At 72.5% G+C, this 23,935-nt stretch carries 24 protein-coding genes and 1 tRNA gene; 15 read left to right on the forward strand and 10 right to left on the reverse strand.

What is annotated here, in order from left to right; translation table 11 throughout:
• Positions 1-1,101 (forward strand): MBL fold metallo-hydrolase, encoded by a 1,101-nt coding sequence (locus FK529_RS12675; RefSeq protein ID WP_146561656.1) that lies wholly within the window; start codon positions 1-3, stop codon positions 1,099-1,101.
• Positions 1,102-1,191: 90 nt separating this feature from the next.
• Entirely contained in the window at positions 1,192-2,772 is a 1,581-nt protein-coding gene (locus FK529_RS12680) for a VWA domain-containing protein (protein ID WP_146561658.1), read from the forward strand.
• A gap of 17 nt (positions 2,773-2,789) precedes the next feature.
• Here the strand turns inward: FK529_RS12680 and FK529_RS12685 are convergent.
• Positions 2,790-2,863 (reverse strand) — tRNA-Arg (locus tag FK529_RS12685).
• 80 nt (positions 2,864-2,943) lie between these two features.
• On the opposite strand from FK529_RS12685, the gene FK529_RS12690 reads away from it, so the two are divergent.
• The gene (locus FK529_RS12690) at positions 2,944-4,110 is read left to right on the forward strand and encodes a metallophosphoesterase (protein ID WP_231703065.1); all 1,167 of its coding nucleotides are present in this window, start codon (positions 2,944-2,946) and stop codon (positions 4,108-4,110) included.
• Here the strand turns inward: FK529_RS12690 and rnhA are convergent.
• Entirely contained in the window at positions 4,107-4,550 is a 444-nt protein-coding gene (rnhA, locus tag FK529_RS12695; protein ID WP_146561660.1) for a ribonuclease HI, read from the reverse strand. The two genes, FK529_RS12690 and rnhA, sit on opposite strands and share 4 nt — an antisense overlap.
• A 37-nt stretch (positions 4,551-4,587) precedes the next feature.
• On the opposite strand from rnhA, the gene FK529_RS12700 reads away from it, so the two are divergent.
• Positions 4,588-5,196, forward strand: a complete 609-nt coding sequence (locus FK529_RS12700) for a pyridoxamine 5'-phosphate oxidase family protein (protein WP_146561662.1) — start codon at positions 4,588-4,590, stop codon at positions 5,194-5,196.
• Here the strand turns inward: FK529_RS12700 and FK529_RS12705 are convergent, their stop codons facing one another.
• Entirely contained in the window at positions 5,197-6,135 is a 939-nt protein-coding gene (locus tag FK529_RS12705; protein WP_146561664.1) for a hypothetical protein, read from the reverse strand. It abuts the gene before it with no gap.
• Positions 6,136-6,278: 143 nt separating this feature from the next.
• On the opposite strand from FK529_RS12705, the gene FK529_RS12710 reads away from it, so the two are divergent.
• The 3 genes from FK529_RS12710 to FK529_RS20040 all read left to right on the forward strand — a co-directional run bounded on the left by FK529_RS12710 (position 6,279) and on the right by FK529_RS20040 (position 7,934).
• A complete protein-coding gene (locus FK529_RS12710) occupies positions 6,279-6,902 on the forward strand; it encodes a TetR/AcrR family transcriptional regulator (protein ID WP_146561666.1) in 624 nt (207 codons plus the stop codon).
• The gene (gene cobF, locus FK529_RS12715) at positions 6,899-7,657 is read left to right on the forward strand and encodes a precorrin-6A synthase (deacetylating) (protein ID WP_146561668.1); all 759 of its coding nucleotides are present in this window, start codon (positions 6,899-6,901) and stop codon (positions 7,655-7,657) included. The genes FK529_RS12710 and cobF overlap by 4 nt, the downstream gene beginning before the upstream one ends.
• 106 nt (positions 7,658-7,763) lie before the next feature.
• Positions 7,764-7,934, forward strand: coding sequence for a hypothetical protein (locus tag FK529_RS20040; RefSeq protein ID WP_158635112.1), 171 nt, complete (start codon positions 7,764-7,766; stop codon positions 7,932-7,934).
• A 2-nt stretch (positions 7,935-7,936) separates the two neighbouring features.
• Here FK529_RS20040 and FK529_RS12720 read toward each other — a convergent pair whose 3' ends face one another.
• Positions 7,937-8,689 (reverse strand): 3'(2'),5'-bisphosphate nucleotidase CysQ, encoded by a 753-nt coding sequence (locus tag FK529_RS12720; RefSeq protein WP_146561670.1) that lies wholly within the window; start codon positions 8,687-8,689, stop codon positions 7,937-7,939.
• 22 nt (positions 8,690-8,711) lie between these two features.
• Between FK529_RS12720 and FK529_RS12725 the strand changes: the two genes are divergently transcribed.
• From FK529_RS12725 to efeB, 3 genes are all read left to right on the forward strand, one after another.
• On the forward strand, positions 8,712-9,584 hold the full coding sequence (locus FK529_RS12725; protein WP_146561673.1) for a DNA-formamidopyrimidine glycosylase family protein: 873 nt from the start codon (positions 8,712-8,714) through the stop codon (positions 9,582-9,584).
• 65 nt (positions 9,585-9,649) lie between these two features.
• On the forward strand, positions 9,650-11,692 hold the full coding sequence (gene efeU / locus FK529_RS12730) for an iron uptake transporter permease EfeU (protein ID WP_146561675.1): 2,043 nt from the start codon (positions 9,650-9,652) through the stop codon (positions 11,690-11,692).
• Entirely contained in the window at positions 11,682-12,962 is a 1,281-nt protein-coding gene (efeB, locus tag FK529_RS12735) for an iron uptake transporter deferrochelatase/peroxidase subunit (protein WP_146561677.1), read from the forward strand. The genes efeU and efeB overlap by 11 nt, the downstream gene beginning before the upstream one ends.
• Before the next feature lie 224 nt (positions 12,963-13,186).
• On the opposite strand, the gene FK529_RS12740 is transcribed toward efeB, so the two are convergent.
• From FK529_RS12740 to yczR, 3 genes are all read right to left on the reverse strand, one after another.
• The gene (locus FK529_RS12740) at positions 13,187-13,756 is read right to left on the reverse strand and encodes a DoxX family protein (protein ID WP_146561679.1); all 570 of its coding nucleotides are present in this window, start codon (positions 13,754-13,756) and stop codon (positions 13,187-13,189) included.
• A 94-nt stretch (positions 13,757-13,850) separates the two neighbouring features.
• Positions 13,851-15,155, reverse strand: a complete 1,305-nt coding sequence (locus tag FK529_RS12745) for a phthiocerol/phthiodiolone dimycocerosyl transferase family protein (RefSeq protein WP_146561681.1) — start codon at positions 15,153-15,155, stop codon at positions 13,851-13,853.
• 74 nt (positions 15,156-15,229) lie between these two features.
• The gene (gene yczR, locus FK529_RS12750; RefSeq protein ID WP_146561683.1) at positions 15,230-16,675 is read right to left on the reverse strand and encodes a MocR-like transcription factor YczR; all 1,446 of its coding nucleotides are present in this window, start codon (positions 16,673-16,675) and stop codon (positions 15,230-15,232) included.
• A 61-nt stretch (positions 16,676-16,736) separates the two neighbouring features.
• On the opposite strand from yczR, the gene yczE reads away from it, so the two are divergent.
• The 3 genes from yczE to FK529_RS12765 all read left to right on the forward strand — a co-directional run bounded on the left by yczE (position 16,737) and on the right by FK529_RS12765 (position 18,436).
• On the forward strand, positions 16,737-17,423 hold the full coding sequence (gene yczE, locus FK529_RS12755; protein WP_146561685.1) for a membrane protein YczE: 687 nt from the start codon (positions 16,737-16,739) through the stop codon (positions 17,421-17,423).
• The gene (locus FK529_RS12760) at positions 17,342-18,079 is read left to right on the forward strand and encodes an SDR family oxidoreductase (protein ID WP_146561688.1); all 738 of its coding nucleotides are present in this window, start codon (positions 17,342-17,344) and stop codon (positions 18,077-18,079) included. Before yczE ends, FK529_RS12760 begins: the two co-directional genes overlap by 82 nt.
• 129 nt (positions 18,080-18,208) lie before the next feature.
• Positions 18,209-18,436, forward strand: a complete 228-nt coding sequence (locus FK529_RS12765) for a hypothetical protein (protein ID WP_146561690.1) — start codon at positions 18,209-18,211, stop codon at positions 18,434-18,436.
• Positions 18,437-18,445: 9 nt separating this feature from the next.
• On the opposite strand, the gene pgi is transcribed toward FK529_RS12765, so the two are convergent.
• Positions 18,446-20,104: a glucose-6-phosphate isomerase gene (gene pgi / locus FK529_RS12770; protein WP_146561692.1), complete on the reverse strand. Its 1,659-nt coding sequence runs from the start codon at positions 20,102-20,104 to the stop codon at positions 18,446-18,448.
• A gap of 112 nt (positions 20,105-20,216) precedes the next feature.
• Here pgi and FK529_RS12775 point away from each other — a divergent pair, with 112 nt between their 5' ends.
• Positions 20,217-21,680: an NAD-dependent succinate-semialdehyde dehydrogenase gene (locus FK529_RS12775; protein WP_146561694.1), complete on the forward strand. Its 1,464-nt coding sequence runs from the start codon at positions 20,217-20,219 to the stop codon at positions 21,678-21,680.
• A gap of 129 nt (positions 21,681-21,809) precedes the next feature.
• A complete protein-coding gene (locus FK529_RS12780; protein WP_146561696.1) occupies positions 21,810-23,249 on the forward strand; it encodes a sulfatase family protein in 1,440 nt (479 codons plus the stop codon).
• Between the two features lies 1 nt (position 23,250).
• Here the strand turns inward: FK529_RS12780 and FK529_RS12785 are convergent, their stop codons facing one another.
• Both FK529_RS12785 and FK529_RS12790 read right to left on the reverse strand, forming a co-directional pair.
• The gene (locus FK529_RS12785; protein WP_146561698.1) at positions 23,251-23,679 is read right to left on the reverse strand and encodes a PIN domain-containing protein; all 429 of its coding nucleotides are present in this window, start codon (positions 23,677-23,679) and stop codon (positions 23,251-23,253) included.
• Between the two features lie 4 nt (positions 23,680-23,683).
• A complete protein-coding gene (locus FK529_RS12790) occupies positions 23,684-23,932 on the reverse strand; it encodes a hypothetical protein (RefSeq protein ID WP_146561700.1) in 249 nt (82 codons plus the stop codon).
• Positions 23,933-23,935: the final 3 nt, after the last annotated feature.

The raw sequence follows: 23,935 nt of genomic DNA on the forward strand, positions 1-23,935 counted from the left end.
ATGCGGCTGGGCAACGTCCTCACCTTCGTCGCAGGCGCGGCCGCCGGGGTGGCCGGCGCCGCGGGGCTCCGCGCCGCGAGCGGGCTGAAGCGGTCGATGGGCGCGCAGGTGGACACCGTCTACACCAACTCCGACCCGGACAGCCCGCACCAGCGGTTCGACGCGGTCAAGATCGCCCGCGGCGTCCTGGGCCGCGCCCGCCACGGAGTCGGCGCACCGTCGGGCCCGATCCCGTTGGCCGCGGATCCGAGCCCCGAGCAGGCCTCCGACCTGGCCGTCACGTGGTTCGGGCACTCGTCAGTGCTCATCGAGGTCGACGGGTTTCGGATCCTCGCCGACCCGGTCTGGGGCGAGCGGGTCTCCCCGTCGCCGACGATCGGCCCCTCCCGCCTGCACCCGGTCCCCGTCGCCCTGAGCGCGCTGCCACGGATCGACGCGGTGATCATCAGCCACGATCACTACGACCACCTCGACCTGCCCACCATCGACGAGCTCACCCGCGACCGCGACGTGCCCTTCTGCGTCCCGGTCGGCGTGGGCGGGCACCTGCGCGCGTGGGGCGTCCCGGAGGACCGGATCGTCGAGCTGGACTGGGACCAGGCGCACACGCTCACCCGCGACGGCACAGAGCTCAAGGTGGTGTGCACCGAGGCCAGGCACTTCTCCGGCCGCGGTCTCACCCGCAACTCCACGCAGTGGGCCTCCTGGTCGCTCGTGGGCCCGCAGCACTCCGTCTTCTTCGGCGGCGACACCGGCTTCACCGAGCGGTTCAAGCTGGTCGGCGACCACTTCGGCCCGTTCGATCTCACGCTGCTGCCGATCGGCGCCTACGACCCGCTCTGGCCCGACGTGCACACCAATCCGGAGGAGGCCGTCGCGATCCACGCGATGATCGCCAAGCCCGGCGCCCCGCTCGTCCCGGTGCACTGGGCCACGTTCAACCTGGCATTCCACGACTGGTCCGAGCCCGTCGAGCGGCTGTTGGCCGCCGCGGAGGAGGCCGGGGTGGCCACGATCATCCCCATGCCGGGCGGCCGGGTCGACGGTGCCGACGGGCCGGGCGCGCCCGCGACGGCCGACTGGTGGGCGACGGTCCGCTAGCCTGGCAGGCACGGACCTCACGAACCCCGTCCCCAGCAGGGCCGGCAGGACCAGCAGGAATACACCTTCAGAAAGGGCGACACTGCTCTCATGGGTCGTCATGACGCACCGGTTGATCCGGCGCCGGCGAAGCCGCGCGGCAGGAACGTCGCCCGCCTTCTGCTCGCCGCCGCGCTGGTCGCGGTCCTCGTGGCCGGGATCGTCGCGATCGTCGGCGGGAGGTTCGCCGGCTGCGGCGCGACCAACACCGTCACGGTGATGGCCGATCCGTCGGTCGCGGCAGCCGCGCGGTCGCAGGCCTCGCTCGCCTCCGACCGGTGCACCACTTTCGCGGTCACCGAAGCGCCCGATCGTGAGGCCGCCGGCCGTCTCGCGAGCGGCGCGGCCGACCTGTGGCTGGCCCCGTCGCGGCTGCGCGCCGACGCCGTCTCCGCCCAGCTCGGGCGCGAGCTGCCGACCACCGCCGTCGCCGGCTCCCCGATCGTGCTGGCGGGCACCGCGATCCCGCAGCCCGCGAGCTGGTCCGAGGCGTTGACGCAGGCCACCATCCGCGCCGTGCCCGCGGACTCCCCGTACGCCGGGGCGCCCGTCGCCGCGGCCGTCGCCGAGTCCACCCGGCCCGGCGCGGGCGACGATCAGGCCCTCAACTCCGTCCTGGCCCAGTACGCGCAGGCGGCCAAGCGCGTGACCGGCGAGCCCGTCGCGGCCGCGGCCACCGATCGCGGCGTCGTCATCGTGCCCGAGTACGCCTACCTCGCGGCGAAGAAGGGCCGCGGCGACCTCGCCGCCGTCGTGCCGAAGACCGGCGCACCCCGCGACGAGCTGCTGCTCGCCGTCGTCGCCGGCGGCGACCGGAAAGCCGCCGCCACGGAGGCCGGCGAGCGCCTCTCCGCGACCTTCACCTCCGACGACGGCCGCGCCGCCCTCGCCCGCGACGGCCTGCGCGGCACCGCGCTGGCCGAGGCACCGTCGGGCGGCGTGGGCGCGGTCACCGCGCTCCCGGACCCCGATCGCGCCCGCCTCGCGAGCGCCGGGCGGACCTATTCGACGCTCGCGGTGCCGCTCAAGGCGCTCGTGGTGGTCGACACCTCCGGCTCGATGAACGAGAAGGTCGGCGACACCTCCCGCATCGGGATGCTGGCGTCGGGCTTCACCAAGGTGGTCACGCAGATCCCCGACGCGAACGCCGTCGGCCTGTGGACGTTCTCCCTCGCGGCGAACGGGGGCAGGGACTGGACCGAGGTCGTCCCCACCGCGCGGCTGTCCGACAAGAGGGGGGACAAGACGCAGCGGCAGGCGCTGCTCGACGGGGTGAACTCCCTGCCCGGTCGCGTCCGCGGCGGCACCGGCCTCTACGACACGACGCTCGCGGCGTACCGGCAGGCCGTGGCCGACTTCGACCCCGCCTACTCGAACTCGCTGATCCTGCTCTCCGACGGCGGTAACGAGAAGAACGGCGGCACCACCCTCGACGGGCTGGTGGCGGAGCTGCGCAGGCTCGTGGACCCGACGCGCCCGGTGAACATCCACACCGTCGGCATCAGCAAGGACGCCGACCTGCCCGCCCTGAAGCGGATCTCGGACGCCACGGGCGGCACCGCGCAGTCGGCCGAAACGGAGCAGCAGATGCTCGAGGATTTCGTCAACGCGATCGCCCAGCGCGCGAAGTAGGCGCCGTGGCGCGGGAGTGCCCCCGACAGGAATCGAACCTGCGACCTGATCTTTAGGAGAGATCCGCTCTATCCGACTGAGCTACGAGGGCGTGCGGCACGAGTGTAGCGACGCGGACCCCTCCGGGTACATTCGGATGTCCGAGTTTGCATCATCATAGGGGAGGCGCACGTGCCCACCGGTGTCATCGGGGTTCTCATCATCACGCTGGGTGCGCTCGCCGCGGTCCAGTGGCGCGTGGTGCGCCGCTGGGGCTCCCGCCCGGCGCGCGTGGCCGGCACCGTCGCCGTCGTGGCCGCCACGCTCCTGACGCTGGCCGCGCCCGTCGGGATGCTCGCCGGCCGGGGTCGCATCGATCCCGACCGGGTGCGGTGGATCAGCGCCGCCGGGCTCACTTGGCTCGCGACGGTCTTCTACCTGGTGCTCACCCTGCTGGTGCTGGGGGTGCTGTGGGTGCTCGGCCGCCTGGCCCGGCTCGTCCGCCCCGGGTTCGACGGTGCGCCGCTGCGCCGCGTCGTCGCCCTGGTGGGCGTGGTGGGTGCGGTCGGCGCGACGCTGTACGGGCTGGTCGAGGCCGCGACGCCGCGGGTGACGCACACCGAGATCCGGCTCGCGTCGATGCCCGCCGCGTTCGGTCCGCTCAAGGTCGCGCTGATCACCGACCTCCACGCGGGCCCGGTGCGCAGCCGAGGGTTCGTGCAGGGCGTCGTCGACCGCACCAATGCCGAGCGCCCCGACCTGGTGTTGATGGCCGGCGACCTCATCGACGGCACGGTGGCGCAGATCGGCGACGACCTGACGCCGCTGCGCGACCTGCGCGCCCCGCTGGGGGTGTTCGCCGTGACCGGCAACCACGAGTACTACGCGGGCGACGTCGTGAACTGGGTGCAGCGGTGGCGCGACGTCGGCGTCACGCCCCTCACCAACGCCTCCGCGCGACTCGAGCGGGGCGGCGCGACGGTGACGATCTTGGGCGCCAACGACCGCACCGGCACGGCGCCCCACGAGGTGGACTACGCCGCCGCCTTCGCCGGCGTCGACCCGGCCGCGTTCACCGTGGCCGTCGCGCACGAGCCGCTGCAGGGCCGCGAGTTCGCGAAGCGCGGAGTGGATCTGCAGGTCGCGGGGCACACGCACGGCGGTCAGCTCTGGCCCTTCCGATACCTCGTGAAGCTGCAGCAACCGGCGCTGCAGGGGCTCGAATCGGTCGACGGGATGCCCGTCTACACCAGCCGCGGCGCCGGGGCCTGGGGCCCGCCGGTGCGGGTGGGTGCTCCGCCCGAGATCGCGATTCTGGAGCTGAACGCGGCCGCGAGCCCCCCGAACTCGCCGCGCTAGGAGTCCCGCGCCTCCTGCGCGCCGCGGGAGGCCAGCTGGTCGGCGAGCTCGTTACCCTCGTTGCCCGCGTGGCCCTTGACCCAGCGCCAGTCGATCTCGTACTGCGCCGCCGCCTGCTCCAGGCGCTGCCACAGCTCGGCGTTCTTCACGGGTTGCTTGGCGGCGGTCTTCCAGCCGTTGCGCTTCCAGCCGGCGATCCACTTGGTGATGCCGTTCATCACGTACGAGCTGTCGGTGTACAGCACGACGGGCATCGGCCGCGTGATGGCCTCCAGCGCCGAGATGGCGCCCATGAGCTCCATGCGGTTGTTCGTCGTGTCCTTCTCGGCGCCGTACAGCTCCTTCTGGTGCTCGCCGAAGCGCAGCACCGCGCCCCAGCCCCCGGGCCCGGGGTTCCCCAGGCACGCACCGTCGGTGTAGATCACGATCTCGTCCGCCACGAGGAGCCATCCTAGCGGGGCGCGCTACCGTGAAGCCGTGCCGAACAACCACTACCACCACCTGGTCTTCGGCGACGACGCACTGGAGCGCCAGCGCCGCAACGGCAGCTACGTGGCCTACGGCCGGCAGCTCGAGCGGGGCGACGACGGGCCGCAGGCGCTCACCGACCGCGAACTGCGCATGATCTCGCGCGCCGACCAGTTCTGCCTCGCCACCGTCACCCCGCGGGGCTGGCCCTACCTGCAGTACCGCAGCGGCCCGGCGGGTTTCGTGCAGCACGACCCCGCGACGGGGCGGCTCGGCTTCGTCGACCTGCCGGGCAACAACCAGTTCGTCACGCTCGGCAACCTCGCCGACGACGACCGGCTCGCCATGTTCTTCGTCGACTACCCGCGGCGCGTGCGGCTCAAGGTCTTCGGCCGCGGCACGGTGCGCGAGACCGAGGGCCGCCGGGTCATCGAGATCGCCGTCGAGGCCTACGACTGGAACTGCCAGCGCAGCATCATCCCGCGCTTCGACCGCGAGTACCTCACGCAGCTCGGGGAGGCGTACCAGAAGGCCGCGGCGGAACGCGAGGCCGAGCTGCAGGCCGAGATCGACCGGCTGCGCGCCCGCGTCGCCGAACTCGAGGCCGACCGGGACTGATCAGGGCTGCGTCGGGCTGTCGTAGCGCGGGTCGCGGCGCGGGATCGCCTCGGTCTCGGGCTTGGGCGAGACCCGCACGGGCCGGGGCGGGCGCTTCACGACCTGGGTGTGCTGCTCCGACGGGGTGCGCGGCCCCGGCTTCGTCGGCACGGCGCCGGGCCAGTTCCGGTCCCAGTCCGGCCTCGGGCGGCGCTGCGCCACCGGCGCCACGGCGGTCCGGATCTGCTCCTCCGGCACCGGGGCCGGCGGGACGGGGCGCGCCCAGCCCGGGTTGGACTGCGGCGCCCCGGGTCGCTGCGGGGCGGGGGCGAAGGGCGGCGCCGGTCGCCGCGGCGCGGACTGTACGGGCTGCGCGGGCGGCACGGGCGGCGCGACGGTGGCGGGGGCGGACCGTCGGGCTCGATCCAGCAGGACTGCGCCGAGAAGCAGAGGCAGGGCCGCGATCCACACGAGGGGCGGCCCGACGGAGGCCGCGGTGTCGACCTGCACTGTGAACCCGCCGACGGAGACCGGCTGCGCACCGACGGGGACGAGCTGCGCGTAGAGCCCCAGGGCGGCGCCGAGGACGCCGCAGGCGAGCGCGCCCCAGGCGCCGACGGCGCGCCAGGTGGCGGGGCCGAAGGCGGCCGCGGCCGCGCCGGCCACGGCCACAACGGCGAGCGCGATGGCGGCCCAGCCGCCCCACGCGACGTCGTTCGGGACGGAGGAGGAGACGTCGAGGTTGCCGTAGGCGGGCACCGTGACGCTGCCGAATCCGTTGATCCGCGCCTCGATCTCCGAGGGGAGGCCGCCCAGCCGGGCGATGTCGGGGAGCGGCGCCGTCACGCGATACCAGGTGACGAACGCGGAGGCGGCCAGGCCGACGGCGCCCGCCACGGCGAGGGCGAGCCCGGCGATCCGGGCCGCGCCGGATGCGGATGCGCGCGGTGAATCGGGCATTGCGGACCTCCTACGATGTGATGTCCGTAACGCTAGGGCGTCGCGGTTGGCAACCGCTGAAGTACCGCTGAAGCCGAGGCTACCGGCGGGTACACTGAGCCGATGACACAGCGACGCGCATTCTGTCCCAACGGGACGGCGGGATGACCGCGGCGCTCCTGACGGACGACGATCCGAAGGGCCGGGCGCGCACTCGACGGAAGCTGATCCGCGCCGCCTATTTCGTCTTCGCCCAGCACGGCTACGGCGCCACCACCGTGAAGATGGTGTGCGAGGCCGCGGGCTTCACCCGCGGCGCCTTCTACTCGAACTTCACCAGCCTCGAGGAGTTGTTCATCGAGGTCTGGCGTTACCACGTGCAGTGGATCATGGACATCATGGCCAAGGTGGTCGACACCTACACCGTGCGGGGAGCCGACTACGGCAAGCTCATCGAGATGGCCGTTCGCGCGATCCCCGTCAACGAGCGCTGGCAGCGCGTGAACAGCGACTTCGTGGCGCTGTGCACCCGTACGCCGGAGCTCAACCAGACGGTCCGCGACGCCCAGCAGATGCTGCTCGCCAACATGATCCCCACCGTGATGCACGTGCTGGAGGCCGCCGGCCGCCGCGTGACCAAGCCCGAGGCGCTCGGCTACGCGCTGCTCGCGGTGCACGAGGGCACCGCGTCGTACTGCGTCATCGATCCGGACAGCGAGACCCTCAAGCAGAACCGCATCGACCTGCTCACCGCGACGCTCAACATGTACAGCGAGCCGATGCGGTGACCCGCACCGCTCTGGTCATCGGCATCGGCGCCGGCGACCCGGGGCACGTCACCGTCGGCGCGATCGACGCGATGCGCGCCGCCGACGCCCTGTTCGTCCTCGACAAGCCGAACGCGGGCACGCTCACCGGGATCCGGCAGGAGATCGTCGACCGGCACGCGCCGGACACCCCCGTCGTGCTCGTGCCCGATCCGCCGCGGGACCGGTCCGCCGAGCGCGGCGACTCCCGGCCCGACGGTGCCTACGCGGCCAACGTCGATGCCTGGCACGACGCGCGGGCGGGCGCGCTCGCCGCGGCGATCGCCGAGCACGTGCCCGAGGGTGGGAACGCAGGCTTCCTGGTGTGGGGCGACCCGTCGCTGTACGACTCGACGCTGCGGGTCCTCGAGCGCGTGGCGCGCTCGATCCCGCTGGCGCCGAGGGTGATCCCCGGCATCACGAGTGTGCAGGCGCTGACCGCCGCCCACGCGATCCTGCTCAACCGGGTGGGCGAGCCGATCCACATCACCACCGGGCGGCGCCTGCACGATGACGACGGCCGCAACACCGTCGTGATGCTGGACGCCGACTGCACCTTCCGCGAGACCGCCGAGCCCACGGACCACATCTACTGGGGCGCCTACCTGGGCACCCCTGACGAGATCCTGCTCGACGGCCCCGTCGGCGAGGTGGGCGACCTGATCGCCCGCACCCGCGCCGAGGCCCGCGCGAAGCACGGCTGGATCATGGACGTCTACCTGCTCCGCCGTCCGTGAATCCGGCGGAATCGAACGCTACGAGGCCGATTCTGGCTTCGTAGCGCCCTATCTTGCCGGTTTCAGAATCAGGTCGCCCGCGCGCTGAATCACCGCGGCGCGCGTGGTGCCCGGGTGGTCGTACCTGCTCACCGGAATACTCGCCGCGTGGACGGCCCAGTGCGCCGTCGTCCTGACGCGCACGCCGTGGCCGATCATGGCCGTCGCCTCGGGGTTGCTGTTCGAGGGCACGCGCCGGAACGACCGGCTCGCGACGGAGGCTGCGTCTGCCGAGTAGCTCTAGGCGAGCGCGGCGAGGACCTTCTCCGCCAGCTCCGGCCGGCAGACGATCAGGTCCGGCAGGTAGGGGTCGGGGTTGTTGTAGGTGAGCTCGGAGCCGTCGAGGCGAGAGCAGTGCAGGCCCGCGGCCCGCGCGACGCCGACGGGCGCGCACGAGTCCCACTCGTACTGGCCGCCGGCGTGCAGGTACACGTCGACCTGCCCGGTGACGACGGCCATCGTCTTCACGCCCGCGGAGCCGAGCGAGACGGGCGTGAGGCCCAGCTGCTCCGCGACCCGGAACATGCCGGGGGTCGCGCGGCTGCGCGACAGGGCGAGGTTCCCGGTCAGCGCCCCGGTCGGAGCCGTCACCGTGTCGGAGCGGAAGACCCGGTCCATCGCGGGCAGCGAGACCGCGCTGTGCACCGGCTGCCCGCCCTGCGTGAGCGCGACGTGCACCGCGTAGTCGGGTCGGTGCGCGGAGTAGTCGCGGGTGCCGTCCAACGGGTCGATCACCCACACCCGGTCCTCGGTGAGCCGATGAGTGGAATCCGGCGCCTCCTCCGACAGCACCGCGTCGTGGGGCCGGTGCCGACGCAGGACGCGCGCGATCCAGGCCTGCGCGAGGCGGTCGCCCGTGTCGCCCAGGACCCCGTCGTCCAGCAGCGAGCCGTGGCGGATGGCCTGCAGGATCCGCCCAGCACCGTCGGCGATCTCGGCCGCGAGCTCGATGTCGGACAGGGCACCGCCGTCGGAACGGCCGAAGAACGTCATACCCCCACATTAGATTGGACGTATGCCGGAGCTTCCCGAGATCACCGCGATCGCCGACTACGTGGGCGCCAAGGCCGTCGGCACGCAGGTCCGGCGGGTCGACGTGGCGGCGTTGTCCGTGCTCAAGACCTACGCGCCGGGTCCGCAGGACCTGGTCGGCGCCACCGTCACCGGCACGCGCCGCATCGGCAAGTACTTCATCCTCGATGCGCGTAAGGGCGACGATGCCCTCGCTCTCGTCGTGCACCTCTCCCGCGCCGGCTGGCTGCGCTGGTCCGAGAAGCTCTCGCCGACGCCGCTCAAACCCGGAGGCAAGTCGCCGATCGCGCTGCGCGTGCACGTCGGGCCCGAGGGGGAGGGCTTCGACCTCACCGAGGCGGGCACGCAGAAGCGGCTCGCGGTGTGGATCGTCCGCGACCCGCAGGAGATCGAGATGGTCGCCACGCTGGGTCCGGACGCGCTGGCCGTGACCCGCGACGAGTTCGGCGCGATCCTCGCCGGCTCGCGGGCGCAGCTCAAGACGCTGCTGCGCGATCAGCGCACGATCGCCGGCATCGGCAACGCCTACTCCGACGAGATCCTGCACGCGGCGAAGCTCTCGCCGTTCGCGGCGGCCAAGTCCCTGGACGCCCACCAGGCCGACGCGCTCTACGCGGCGATGCGGTCCGAGCTGCAGGACGCGGTCGAGCGGTCCGTCGGGCAGCACGTCGCCACGCTCAAGGCGGAGAAGCGCTCGGGCATGAAGGTGCACGCGCGCACCGGCAGCCCGTGCCCCGTGTGCGGTGACGCGGTGCGCGAGGTCTCCTTCGCCGACCGTTCCTTCCAGTACTGCGCCACGTGCCAGACGGGCGGCAAGGTGCTCGCGGACCGTCGGATGTCCAAACTGCTGAAATAGCCTAAACCGCCCTGAGGTTAGGCATCGCTGCATAGTCGATTGAAGGCGTGCCTTACCTTCTACACATGAACTGGGGTGATGCCGTCCCGAACTTCCTGATCGGCCTGCGTGAGGGCCTGGAAGCGGGACTGATCGTGAGCATCCTGCTCGCCGCCGTGAGGAAGTCGGGCGGTTCGCGGGTGCCGGTGTGGTTGGGCGCGCTGGGCGCGGCGTCGTTGTCGCTGAGTTTCGGCGCGGTGCTGACCTTCACCACGTCGGAGCTGTCGGCCACCGCGCGCGAGGTGGTCGCGGGCACGTTGAGCGTGGTGGCCGTGCTCCTGGTGACGATGATGATCTTCTGGATGCGGCGCACCGCGGCGTCGCTCTCGACGGGGCTGCGCGCCGACGTCGAGACCGCGCTGGTGCTCGGCGCGGGCGCCCTGGTGCTCACCTCCTTCTTCGCCGTCGCGCGGGAGGGCCTGGAGACCACGCTGTTCCTGTGGACCGCGGCCCGCGCGTCGGGCGACGCGGTGGGTCCGGCCGTCGGCGCCGCGCTGGGCCTCGCGGTCGCGTTCGGGATCTGCGTGCTGCTCTACCGCCAGGCGGTGCGGCTGAACCTCGCGACGTTCTTCCGGTACACCGGGATCCTGCTCGTCGTCGTGGCCGCGGGCGTGCTCGCCTACGGTCTCGGCGACCTGCAGAACGCGGGCGTCCTGCCCGGCCGCACCTGGATCGCGTTCGACCTGTCCGGCAGCATCAGTACCGACTCGTGGTGGGTGGCGCTGATCGGCGGCATCACCAACCTCGCGCCGAAGATGACGGTGCTTCAGGTGCTCGCGTGGCTCGCTTACCTGGTGATCGTGCTGGGGATCTTCCTCGGCACGACGCCTGCGCCCGCGACGCCGGGCGAGAAGGGGCGGTTCGACGCTGTGACCCGGCAGGCCGCGCGCCTCGCCGGCACGCGGACATCCCTCGCGGCCGTCGTCGTCGTGCTGGTGCCGCTGCTGGTCGCGGGCCTGATCATCGCGATCCTGCCGGCCAAGCCCGCCGCCGCGGGCGCGGTCACCGTCACCGAGGCGGACTGCGCCCGGGGCTTCAGCGGCGCCTCCGCCGGGCAGCAGCGGATCACCGTCACCAACAAGTCCGGCAAGTCCGGCGAGATCACGCTCGTCGACGGCGGCGACGCGGTGGTCGGCGAGATCGAGACCCTCGGTCCGGCCACCACCGCCGACCTGTCGGCGACGCTCGCGGGCGGGAGCTACCAGTTCGTCTGCTACCTCGCCGGCCAGCAGGAGACCCGCTCCGCGCAGTTCACCGTCACGGGCGGCGCGGGCGACGCGCCGAAGCCCGTCGCGCGCGTGACCAAGGACGACCTCGACGGGGCCAACGCGACGTACCAGGACTACGTGCTGACGGTGCTCCCCGCCGTCGAATCCGCCCTGAACCGCGTGAAGGCGGCGCTGGGCGGCGGCGACACCGCGGGCGCCAAGGCGGCGTGGCTCGACGCCATGACCGCGTGGGAGAGGGTCGGCGCGTCGTACAACAGCTTCGGCGAGGCAGGCACCGCCGTCGCGGGCCTGCCCGACGGATTCGCCGGCGGGGTCCGCGACCCGGAGTTCTCCGGAATCCGGCGGATCGAGTACGGGCTGTGGGCCGGCGAACCGCCGGCCGCCCTGACCGCGCAGGTCGACAAGACCCTCGAGGGGCTGGCGAAGGTCCGCACCGACCTGCGCACCGACGACATCGCGGGCGACCCGATCACGCTCACCAAGCGCGCGCAGGAGATCCTCGAGGACGCGCTTCGCGACCACCTCACGGGCGTCAGCGACCAGGGCGCGCACGCCGGCTACGCCGCGACCGCCGCCGACGTCGAGGCCACCCGCGCCGTGCTCCGCGTGCTCGATCCGCTGCTCGCGCCCCGCGTGCCGGACCTGCTGCCGACGGCCCGCCGCGAGCTGGACGACATCACCACGGCCCTCGACGCCGTGAAGCGGCCCGACGGCACCTACCCGCCGCTCGAGCAGCCCGCGCTGGCGCTGCGGCAGAAGATCAACGGCACCGTCGGGCAGGCCCTCGAGACCCTGTCCGCCGTGCCCAACCTCCTGGAGATCCCCAAGCATGAGCGATGAGCAGAACGCCGTCCCCGACGAGTCCGGGACCGGGCGGCGGAGATTCCTGCAGGGCGCGGCGGTCGGCGCTGTCGGCGTGGCCGCCGCCGGCGGCGTGCTCGCCGGGGGCGCGCGCAGCGACGCGGCACGGGCGGGGAAGAGCGGAGCCCCGACGGCCTCGGAGTCCTTCCCGTTCGAGGGCGAGCACCAGTCGGGCATCCTGACGCCCGCGCCGGCGGAGAAGCAGGCCGCGCTGATGGTCGCGGCGTTCGACGTGATCACCGACCGCGCGGGCCTGGAGAAGCTGCTGCGCACGATCACCGACCGGGCGCGGTTCCTCACCGCGGGCGGCACCCCGGCGAACCTGGGCGTGGGCAAGCCGCCCGCCGACAGCGCGGTGCTGGGGCCGGTGGTCCCGGCGGACGGCCTGACCATCACGCTCGGCGTGGGCTCGTCGCTGTTCGACGACCGGTTCGGGCTGGGTGGGCGCAAGCCCCACAAGCTCAAGCCGATGACGGTCTTCCCCAACGACCAGCCCGACCCCGCGCAGCTGCACGGCGACCTGGTGCTGCAGCTGTGTGCCAACAACCCCGACACCGTGCACCACGCGCTGCGCGACATCGCCAAGCACACCCGCGGCGCGATGCAGCTGCGGTGGAAGATGCAGGGCTACGGCGCGCCGCCGCGGCCCGAGGGCTCGGCGCGCAATCTCCTGGGCTTCAAGGACGGCAGCGCCAACCCCGTGGGCTCGCAGGCCGAGGAGCTGATCTGGGTGGACCCCGAGAACGGAGCCGGCGAGCCCTCATGGACCGCGGGCGGCACGTATCTCGTGGTGCGGCTGATCCGGATGATGGTGGAGTTCTGGGACCGCGTGTCGATCGCCGAGCAGGAGGGCATGTTCGGCCGGCGACGCGACTCCGGCGCTCCGCTCGACGGAGCCGTCGAGGCCGATGAACCGGACTACGCCGCCGACCCCGAGGGCGACGTGATCCCGATGGACTCGCACATCCGGCTGGCGAACCCGCGCGAGGGGGAGAAGACGGAGAAGCAGCGCCTGGTGCGGCGGTCGTACAACTACGACCTGGGCCTGGACATGAACGGCAACATGGCGTGCGGCCACGTCTTCCTGTGCTTCCAGCAGGACGTCGAGGCGCAGTTCGAGGAGGTGCAGAAGCGCCTGATCGACGAGCCGCTCACCGACTACGTGACCCCCTTCGGCGGCGGCTACTTCTTCGTCGTCCCCGGGGTCCGGGGTGCGGACGACTTCCTGGGGGCGGGGCTGTTCCGGTAGCTGCGGCACCCGAGACGTCGTGTGCCGCGTGCCGTGAGGTGGGTGGCGCGAGGTGGCGGGTGGGGCATGTGTCGGTCACGAGAGCCGCATGCACTTCGCTCCTCGGCGCGGGTTCGGTGCGGAACCCGCGGCCCCACGGACGACGATGCCGCCGTCCCCCGGGTGACGGGAACGGCGGCATGCGTCTTTCTTCGTGCGGCCGGTGAGTGCCGCGGCGGCGGGGACTAGGTGGTGAGCTCGTCCGCGCCGTCGTTCGTGCCCGTCTCCGCTCGGGAGACGTCCTCGGCCTGCGCGAGCGCGGCGTTGCGGCGGGCGATGGTGATCGCGCCGCCGGCGACCGCGCCGCCCAGCGCGAGCGCGGCGAGCCACGGCGTGTTCAGGCGATCGCCCAGCAGGTGGTCGACGGAGTACTTGCCGGGGCCGGTCAGGGCCAGCGCGGCGGCGGCGACGCCGAGGGTGATCGGGTACTCGTTGCCGCCGCTCTGCGCGGCGAAGCCCTGCGGGCGGTGCACCTCGGCGGCGACCAGCATCGCGCCCACGCCGCCGGCGGCGGCCAGCGGGGTCGCGGCGCCGAGCACGAGGGCGGCACCGGCCAGCTCGCCCGCGCCGGCGAGTGCGGCGTTGGGCTTGCCGGGCGCGAAGCCCATGGACTCGAAGCCCTGGCCGGTGGCCTCGAGGCCATGCCCGCCGAACCATCCGAACAGCTTCTGCGAGCCGTGGTACGCGAGCGCCCCGCCGACGGCGGTGCGCAGGGCGAGGAGTCCGAGGTCACGTGCGGTGCTGTTCTGTCCCATGTCTGGTGTTCCTTCCAGCGGAGGTCGGCGGTGTCGTGTCAGTTCAACCGGACCGAGGTCCAGATGATTCCTGACGCGGGAGATGTGACGCGGATCATTCGCCGAGCGTGAAGGACCGGAGGTTGCGGAGGGTCTCGGTGACGAGCACGTCGGAGACGGCGGAACCGGAGACGTCGATGCTCAGGCGCCCCTGGAACGACGAGACGATGCCGATGGTCAGGGTCGCGGCGAGGGCGTCCCACGCCGCGGTGTCCGACGGGGAGCCGGCCGCGACGTGCAGCGCCGGGTGGAAGTCGGTGAGGGTGAGTCCGGGCGGCGTGGGCAGGTGGGGCACCGGGCCCCAGTTGGTGAGCACCGCGACGGTGCTGCCCTCCGGTGGCTGCACGGCGGCGCCGACGGCCAACGGCCGCTGGACGGTGCCCGCGGCCAGGTCGCGGGCGAGGGCGTCGCCCACCTGGGCGGCGAGATCGTCGAGGCCCGCATCGTCGGAGCCGGCCTGGAAGAAGGCCATCCCGAGCGCATTGGTGATCTCGGTGAAGCCGGCGGCCGGCTCGCCCAGCCGGCGGCGCAGATCGACCGGGTAGCCGTAGACGACGCGGGTGGCACCCAGATCACGGGTCGTGGCGGTCGCGGCGATGAAGGCGGCCGAGACGAGCTGGTTGACCGTTCGACCTGCTCGGTGGCCGTACCCGATCAGCGCCGCGGTCTCGTCCCGGGTGAGCTGGATGCGGCGCAGAGCGGGGGTGGCCTCGTCGGCGGGCGCCGCGAACGCGCCGTCGGCGGCCGGAACCGCGCCCGCGACGGTCGGCGCTTCGGCGGGGAGGTCCGAGGCGCTCGAGTAGCCCCGTTCGGTGAGGAGGTCCTCCAGCGGCTTCGGGAAGTCGGTGGGGGCGAGGGGCGCCTCCTCGGTCCCGGTGACGATCGCCGTGTACGCGGTCCACAGGGACTGCAGCAGCGCGAGGGCGTGGTGGCCGTCGGCGAGGGCGTGGTGGACGAGCAGGTAGACGAGGTGCCCGCCACCGGGATCCGTCACCACGTGCACGCCGGCGAGGGCGCTGCCCTGGGCGAGGGCGACATCGGGGAGCGGGGCGGTGCCGTCGGCCGGGCCGACGCTCCGCGTGACGGCGACGGGGGTGGGGCTCTCCCGAGCGACGAAGGCGCCGGTGGGGGAGGCGGGGGCGTCGCCCGTCGGAGCGTCGGTCACGATGCGCGCACGGAGTCCGGGGTGGGCGTCCGAGAGCCTGATCGCGGCCCGCTGCAGCGCGTCCAGGTCGAGCGCACCGTCGGCGGTCACGCCGTAGCCCACGTACAGGCCGTCGCCGATGAGGAAGAAGGCTTCCGTGGTCGTCAGCTCTCGAATGGTCGCGGTGGAGACTGAACAGTTAGTTGCGGACTTCATCTACTTAACGGTAGGGGATCGCTTGCCTGCGCGGCCACGGAATGTGACCGGACACATAGGGGATTCGGCGTCGCTCAGACGACGAGATGGCTCGCCAGGTCGGGGACGTCGAGGCCGCCCGTCGCCCGACGGTACGCCGCCCCGACCAGCTCGATCGCCCGCTCGAGCTGGTCCGCGGGCAGCGAGTACGGGATGCGGAGGTTGCGCTCGAGGGCGCCGTCGACCCCGAAGGCGGAGCCGGCGGCGATGCGCACGCCGAGGCCGGCGGCGGCGGCCGCGGTGGCCGTTCCGACGGGCCGCGGCAGCGTCACCCACAGGCACAGGCCGCCGACGCCGGGGGAGACCGTCGCGCCGGGCAGGTGCTCGGCGACGGCCCGCAGCGCCACCGAGCGCGACGCGCGCAGCGCGTCGAGCCGGCCGGGAAGGAAGTCGGCCAGGTGGTCGAGGGCGTAGCCCGCGGCGAGCTGCTCGAAGACGGCGCCGGCGAGGTCCATGTCGTAGCGGGCGGCGGTCAGCGCATCCGGCGAGGTCTCGGTGCGGATCCAGCCCACCCGCAGGCCCGCCCAGATGGTCTTGCTGGCGGAGCCGACCGTGATGATCCGGGCGCCGCGCGGCGCGAACGCCGCGACCGGTGGCGGGGCGGGAACGTCGAGGGCCAGCTCCGCCATCGTCTCGTCGACGATCACGGGAACCCGGTACCGCGCGGAGATCTCGCCGAGCCGCCGCCGCCCCGCCTCGTCGAGCAGCAGCCCCGTCGGGTTGTGGAAGTCGGGGATGGTGAAGATGATCCGCGGGTTCTGCTGCTTGACCACCGCCTCGAGCTGGTCGAGGTCCCAGCCGTGCTCCGGGTGCAGACCTACGGCGACGGGCCGTGCGCTGTGCCGCCGCAGCGCCAGGATGGTGCCGTGGTGCGTGGGCTGTTCGATGACCACCCGGTCGCCGGGGTGCACCAGTGTGTCCAGCACGACGCGCAGCGCGTGCTGCGCACCGGAGGTCACCAGCACCTGGTCGGAGCGGGTCGGCAGGCCGCGGTCGGTGTAGCGCCGCGCGATGGCCTCGCGCAGCGCCAGCACGCCGCCGGGGTAGAGGCCGATGCCCGCGAGGTACGGCGGCGCGCATTCGAGGGCGTGCCGGTAGCCGTCGTGCACGATCTGGTCGGGGGCTGACGGTGCCGCGATGTTCAGCCGGATCAGGTCGGCCTCGGGGCCGGTGTCCGCGGGCTCGGCGGGCACGGCGTGCGGCAGCGAGAGCACGCTCCGCGCGCCCTGCCGCGACTGCAGGTGCCCGCTGTCGCGCAGCTCGGCGTAGGCGGCGGTCACCGTCGTGCGGCTGACCCCGAGGTGCGCGGCCAGGGCGCGCTCGCTCGGCAGCGCGGTCCCGACGGGGACCCGCCCGTCCAGCACGAGCAGGCGCAGCGCCTCGGCGAGCGCGAGGTAAGCCGGGCGCGGACCGTCGGGGCGCCAGGAGCCGAGCTGACGGGTGAGGGCGGCCGCGCCGACAGTGCCAGTTGCAGGGAACACGAGGCCAGTATGCCAGGACTGGCTATGGATTCACATACCACTTGGCGTCAGAGTGGGTGCCATGATGATGCGACTCGGGAAGCTGTTCGTCGGCCTGTGGCTGTACGGCACGGCGATGGTCGCGATCCTCCGCGCCGGCCTCGGCAACATGCCCTGGGACGTGCTGCACCAGGGGCTCGCGGAGAAGATCGGGCTGTCGGTGGGAATGACGTCGATCGTGGTCGGCGCGCTCGTGCTGCTCGCGTGGATCCCGATCCGGCAGAAGCCGGGCATCGGCACCGTCGCCAACGTGATCGTCATCGGCGTCGCGTTCGACACCATGGCGCCGCTGTTCCCGGAGAACCCCGCGCTGGTCGTCGCCGTCCCGATGATGCTCGGCGGCATCGTCCTCAATGCCTTCGCCACCGTGCTCTACATCGGGGCCGGCATGGGACCCGGCCCGCGCGACGGCCTGATGACGGGCCTCGTCGCGCGGACCGGCGGCTCGGTGCGCGTGGTCCGCACGACCATGGAGGTCCTGGTGGTCGTCGTGGGCTTCCTGCTCGGCGGCACCCTCGGGATCGGCACCCTGCTCTACGCCGTCGGTGTCGGCCCGCTGATCCAACTGTTCGCGAAGACCGGCCTGGGCGGACCCGCGCTCGCCCGCGGCGCGGATAGGGTGGGGGAATGCGGATCCTCATCACCGGAGCCAGCTCCGGTCTCGGCGAAGGCATGGCTCGGACGTATGCGGAGCGCGGCGAGGACGTAGGCCTGCTGGCCCGTCGCCTCGACCGGCTCGAGGCGCTGCGCGCCGAGCTGGCCTCCTGCCCCCGGGCGGGCGCAGTGGAGATCGGCCGACTCGACGTGACGGACTTCGACGCCGTGCCGGTCGCGATCGGCGACGTGGTCGAAAGGCTCGGCGGCCTCGACCGCGCGATCGTCAACGCCGGGATCGGCAAGGGCGCTCCCGTCGGCACGGGCAAGGCCCACGCCAACCTGGAGACGGTGCAGACCAACCTCACCGGCGCGCTCGCGCAGGCGGAGGCGGTGCTCGAGGTGTTCCGCGCGCAGGGCCGCGGCCATCTGGTCCTCATCTCGTCCATCGCGGGGCAACGGGGCATGCCGAAGGCGCAGGCCGCGTACTCCGCCAGCAAGGCCGGCCTCACGGCCCTCGGCGAGGGGCTGCAGGCCGAGTTCGCGGGCAGCGACATCACGGTCACCGTCATCAAGCCGGGCTTCATCGACACCGACATCAACAAGGGGGTGAAGACCTCCCTGAAGTCCTCGCTCGACGACGGCGTGAAGGCGCTCGTCAAGGCCATCGACCGCGAGCCGAAGGAGGCCGCCGTCCCGGCGTGGCCGTGGACCCCGCTCGGCGCCGTGCTGCGCCACGCCCCCGACGAGCTCACCCGGCGCCTGATCTGACCGCGGGTACCACCCCGGAAGGACTAGGGGCTCAGCCCTGAGGCGCCGCCCCTCCGGCGTGGGGGATCGGCCCTGATGTGCATCGCGCCCGACGTCCCTAGCGTGAGTAGGGACGAAAGGTGGTGCGAAATGCGCACATTCATCAAGACGGCCGCGATTGCTTCCGCAGCCGGAATCTCCCTCCTCATCGCGGCGGCCCCCGCCCATGCCGAGCCCGATATCAGCGACTACGCCAGCGGCGGCATCGGCGAGAGCTGCGCCGGGTACCCCGTCGGCAAGCTGGCGCTCGAGCGCAGCCAGGGCTTCGTGCTCACCTGCACCCCCGACGGCACCTGGCAGATCCCGAAGGGGTCGTGATTCCTGCGCCTAGACGGCGCGGCCGCGCTGCGCGCGGTACCAGCGCACCTGCGCCTGCGTCGACGAGTCCACGTCGGCCTGCGGCGCGTCGGCGTCGGCGATGACGGGGAGCAGCGCCTTGGCCTGCGTCTTTCCCAGCTCGACGCCCCACTGGTCGAAGGCGTTGATGCCCCACACGGCGGCCTCGGTGAACACCTGGTGCTCGTAGAGCGCGATGAGCTGGCCCACCACCGACGGCGTGAGCTTCGGCGCGAGGATGGTCGTGGAGGGCCGGTTCCCGGGCATCACCTTGTGCGGCACGACGGCCGCATCAGTTCCCTCGGCGGCGATCGCCTCGGCCGTCTTCCCGAAGGCGAGCACCTTCGTCTGCGCGAACAGGTTGCTCATGAGCAGGTCCTGCATGGTGCCGACGCCGTCCGTGGTGGGCAGGTCGTCGGTGGACTCGGCGAAGCCGAGGAAGTCCGCCGGCACGAGCCGCGTGCCCTGGTGCAGCAGCTGGAAGAAGGCGTGCTGGCCGTTCGTGCCCGGCTCGCCCCAGAAGATCTCGCCGGTATCGACGGTGACGGGGGAGCCGTCCAGCCGTACCGACTTGCCGTTGGACTCCATCGTCAGCTGCTGCAGGTAGGCGGGGAAGCGGGCCAGGTCCTGCGCATAGGGGAGCACCGCGCGGGACTGCGCGCCGAAGAAGTCGGAGTACCACAGCCCGATGAGCCCCAGCATGATCGGGGCGTTCTGCGCGACGGGGCGGGTGCGGAAATGCTCGTCGACGGCGCGGAAACCGGCGAGGAACTCGGCGAACCGCTCGCGGCCGACGGCGATCATCACCGACAGGCCGATCGCCGAGTCCACCGAGTAGCGGCCGCCGACCCAGTCCCAGAAGCCGAACATGTTCGCGGTGTCGATCCCGAAATCGGCCACCCGCTCCGCGTTGGTGGAGACGGCCACGAAGTGCTTGGCGACGGCCTCCTCGCCGGTGCCGAGCCCCTCGAGGAGCCAGCGCTTCGCGGCGTGCGCGTTGGTGAGCGTCTCCTGCGTGGAGAAGGTCTTCGACGCGACGATGAAGAGCGTGGTCGCGGGGTTCAGGTGCGCGAGGGTCGCGGTGACGTCCGCGGGATCGACGTTCGAGACGAAGTGACAGGCGATGCCGCGCTGCACGTACGCGCGCAGCGCGCGGTAGACCATCGCCGGCCCCAGGTCGCTGCCGCCGATGCCGATGTTCACCACGTCGGTGATCGGCTCGCCCGTCGCGCCGCGCCAGCGCCGTGAGCGCACCTCGTCGCTGAAGGCGCCCATCTTCTCCAGCACGTCGTGCACGTCGCGGGTCACGTCCTGCCCGTCCACGCGCAGGTCCAGGCTCGACGGTGCGCGCAACGCCGTGTGTAGGACGGCCCGGTCCTCGGTGGTGTTGATGTGCTCGCCGGCGAACATCGCGTCGCGCCGCGCGGCGACCCCGGCCTCGTCGGCGAGCGCGGCCAGGAGGCCGAGCGTCTCGCGGGTGACGCGGTGCTTGGAGTAATCGATGTACAGGTCGCCGACCTCGAAGACGAGTTCGGAGCCGCGGCGGGGGTCGGCGGCGAACAGCTCCCGCAGCGTGGTCCCGGCGATCTCGCGGTGATGGTCGACGAGGTTCCGCCAGGCGGTGGACGCGGTGATGTCGCTGTCGCTCATGGCGCCAGCCTAGTGTCCGGGGAGCCCGCGCGGGCGGTGGACGAACGAGGTCACACGGGCACCGGAGTGCGACCCTCTGCGCGCACGCGCGGCCCGGGGCTAGGGTGGCGGTATGGCAACCGAGCAGCGTGTCCGTGACCTCCTCGACCGCGTCCCGACGGGGATCTTCGCGAACGGCGCCTTCCGCGATTCGAGTTCGGGCGCAACCTTTCCGGTGCACGATCCCGCCACCGAAGAGGTGCTGGTCGAGGTCGCCGACGCGACGCCGGAGGACGGTGCCGCGGCCCTGGATGCGGCCGTCGCCGCGGGGCCGGAGTGGGCGGCGACGCCGACCCGGCAGCGCGCCGAGATCCTCCGCGCCGCGTACGAGGGGCTCGTCGCGCGTACCGACGACTTCGCCCTGTTGATGACTCTCGAGATGGGCAAGGCGCTGCCGGAATCGGCGAACGAGGTGAAGTACGGTGCGGAATTCTTCCGCTGGTTCTCCGAGGAGGCCGTGCGCATCGCCGGCCGGTACACCCCCGCCCCCGCCGGCACGGGCCGGATCCTGGTGAGTAAGGCCCCCGTCGGGCCGTGCCTCGCGATCACCCCGTGGAACTTCCCGCTGGCGATGGGCACCCGCAAGATCGGGCCCGCGCTGGCGGCCGGTGCCACGATGCTGGTCAAGCCCGCGGGGCTCACCCCGCTGACGATGCTGCTGCTCGCCGAGGTGCTCCGCGACGCGGGCGTGCCCGACGGCGTGATCTCCGTGCTGCCCACCTCGAAGTCCGGCGCGCTGACGGGGCCGTTGCTCGACGACCGGCGGCTGCGCAAGCTCACCTTCACCGGATCGACGGAGGTCGGCGCCGCGCTCGTCGCGCAGGCGGCGCCCGGCATCCTGCGCACGTCCATGGAGTTGGGCGGCAACGCGCCGTTCGTCGTCTTCGACGACGCCGACGTCGACCATGCGGTCGCGCAGGCCCTGCTCGCCAAGCTGCGCAACGGCGGCGAGGCCTGCACCGCCGCCAACCGCTTCCACGTCCACGAGTCCGTGATCGAGGAGTTCACCGCGAAGCTCGTCGACGGGATGGGGCAGTACGTGCTCGGGCGTGGCATCGACGACGGCGTGACCCTCGGGCCGCTGGTCTCCGCGGATCAGCAGGCCATCGTCTCGGAGCTGGTGCAGGACGCGGTCGCCAAGGGCGCGACGCTCCGGCTCGGCGGGGTGGCGCCCGAGGGACCGGGGCACTTCTTCCCGCCGACGGTGCTCGCCGACGTCCCCGCCGACGCCCGGATCCTCACGGAGGAGGTGTTCGGCCCCGTCGCTCCGATCGTCTCCTTCGCCGACGAGGACGCGGGCGTCGCCGCGGCGAACGCCACCGAGTACGGCCTGGCCGCGTACATCTTCACCAAGGACCTGGACCGCGCGCTGCGCGTCGCCGACCGGATCGAGGCCGGCATGGTCGGCGTGAACCGCGGCGTCATCTCCGACCCCGCCGGCCCCTTCGGCGGCGTCAAGGCCTCCGGCTTCGGCCGCGAGGGCGGCAGCGAGGGCATCGAGGAGTACCTGGAGACCCGCTACATCGCCCTGCAGTGACGGCCCCGGGGATTGAACACTGTTCATGATCACCGCGACCTGCGGTTTCTCGGTCGTAAACAGTGTTCAATTGCGATCGGGGTGAGTGGAACCTCGCGGCGTCGTCGAGCGCCGTGGCAGCGTGGAGGGATGGCGGAGAAGCAGGTGGGTACGGGCACTCGGGAGAACGTGATCCTGGTGCACTGGCACGACCTGGGTCGTCATCTCACCTGTTACGGGGCGGAGGGCGTCGTCAGCCCCAACGTGGACCGCCTCGCGGCCGAGGGCATCCGCTTCACCGACGCCCACGCGACGGCGCCGCTCTGCTCGCCCGCGCGCGGCTCGCTCTTCACGGGCCTGCACCCGCACCGCAACGGCCTCGTCGGGCTGGCGCACCACGGCTTCGAGTACCACGACGACGTGCGCACCCTGCCGTCGCTGCTCGGTGAGGCCGGCTACCGCAGCGCCCTGTTCGGCATGCAGCACGAGAGTGCCGACCCCTCCCGGCTCGGTTTCGATACCGCCGACGTCTCCGACTCGCTGTGCGACTACGTCGTGGCGCGGTCGCAGGAGTGGCTGGCCGACGCGGCCACGCGCGCGGAGCCCTTCTTCCTCACCGCCGGCTTCTTCGAGACGCACCGCCCGTACCCGGCCGACCAGTACGCGGCCGCCGATCCCGACGCGATCGGCGTCCCGGGCTTCCTGCCGGACACCGCGCAGGTCCGCGAGGACCTCGCCGGGCTGCACGGCAGCATCACAGCGGCCGACGCCGCGGTCGGGCGCCTGCTCGACACCGTCGACGAGCTGGGGCTGGCCGAGAACACCTGGATCTTCTTCATCACCGATCACGGCCTCGCCTTCCCGCGCGCCAAATCCACGCTCTACGGCGAGGGCACCGGCGTCGCCTTCATCGCACGCCCGCCCCGCGCCCTCGGCCTCGCGCCCCGCGTCTACGACGACCTGTTCTCGGGCGTCGACCTGACCCCGACCGTGCTCGACGTCGTCGGCGTGCCCCTGCCGGAGGATCTCGACGGCGAGACCCACGCGGCGGAGCTCCTCGAGCCGACGGGCGAGCAGGTGCGCGCCGGACTGTTCACCCAGAAGACCTACCACGACGCCTACGATCCGATCCGCGCCGTGCGCACCAAGCAGTTCAGCTACATCGAGAACTACGCCGACCGGCCGGCGCTGCTCCTACCGCTCGACATCGCGGACAGTTCCTCCGCCACCTCGCTCGACCCGTACGCGATCGCCGCGCCGCGGCCCCGCCGGGAGCTGTACGACCTGGTCGTGGACCCCTACGAGCGGCACAACGTGGTCGACGAGCCCGCCTACCAGTGGGTGGCCCGCCGCCTCGCCGGCGTGCTGGCGAACTGGCGGGAGGAGACCGGCGACGTTCTGCCGTCCGAGGCGGAGGGCGCCGCGATCGCCGAGGCCTTCATGGCCGACTTCTTCGCGAGCCGAGCGCAGCCCGACGCCGACGAGACGCCGCTGCCCTCGCGCCGCCCGCAGGGCGCCCGCCGCGAGCTGGCTCAATCCGAGGCCGGCGAGCACGCGTCGGGCCCGCGGGCCCGCGCCGCGAACGCCTGACCTACACCCGGACCTGCCGGAACTCCGGCGCGACCTCCGCGATCCGCTCGTAGTCCCTGTCGCGATGCACGACGATCGCGCCGTGCTGCACAGCGATCGCCGCGATCATCGTGTCGACGGGTCCGGCCGCACGGACGCTACCGGAATTCCAGAGGCGACGTTGCAGCTCGACCGCGATCGCGTGCGTCTCTCGATCGGCGTGAAGAACCGTGAGCAGCGACCAGCGCATCCGGTAGTCGTCGGCCCATTCCTTCGGAGAGCTGGCGGAGTAGAGAGCCTCGAGGAGGTGGGGTGTGCAGGTGGCGAGGACGTGCTCGTCGTGAAAGTACGGCTCGAGCGCAGCGGGAGGGATCTGTCCGACGGCGATCCTGCTGAGGACGGAGTTGTCGACGATACACGGAACGGTCGTCGCCGCGGCCGAGTCGGTCACGACCTCACCGTCGAGCCTCTGCGAGGAATTCCGGGTCTGCGAGGAGCCCGACGCTCCCGTCGGATCCTGCCAGGTCGCGGATCATCCTCCGCTGGAGCGACTGGAGCAGTGCACGCTCGACCAGGCTGACCACCATGTCCTGATTCGAGGCGTAACCCAGCTCCTCGCGTGCTCTGTCGAACAGTCCTTCCGGTGCCCGGAGCGAGGTCATCCTCAGTGGCGCATCACGGAATTCTTCCAAGTGGGCTGTCATGTC

Origin of the sequence: Tsukamurella asaccharolytica (genome assembly GCF_007858435.1) — a bacterium.
In the GTDB taxonomy this organism is placed as follows: Bacteria; Actinomycetota; Actinomycetes; order Mycobacteriales; family Mycobacteriaceae; genus Tsukamurella; species Tsukamurella asaccharolytica.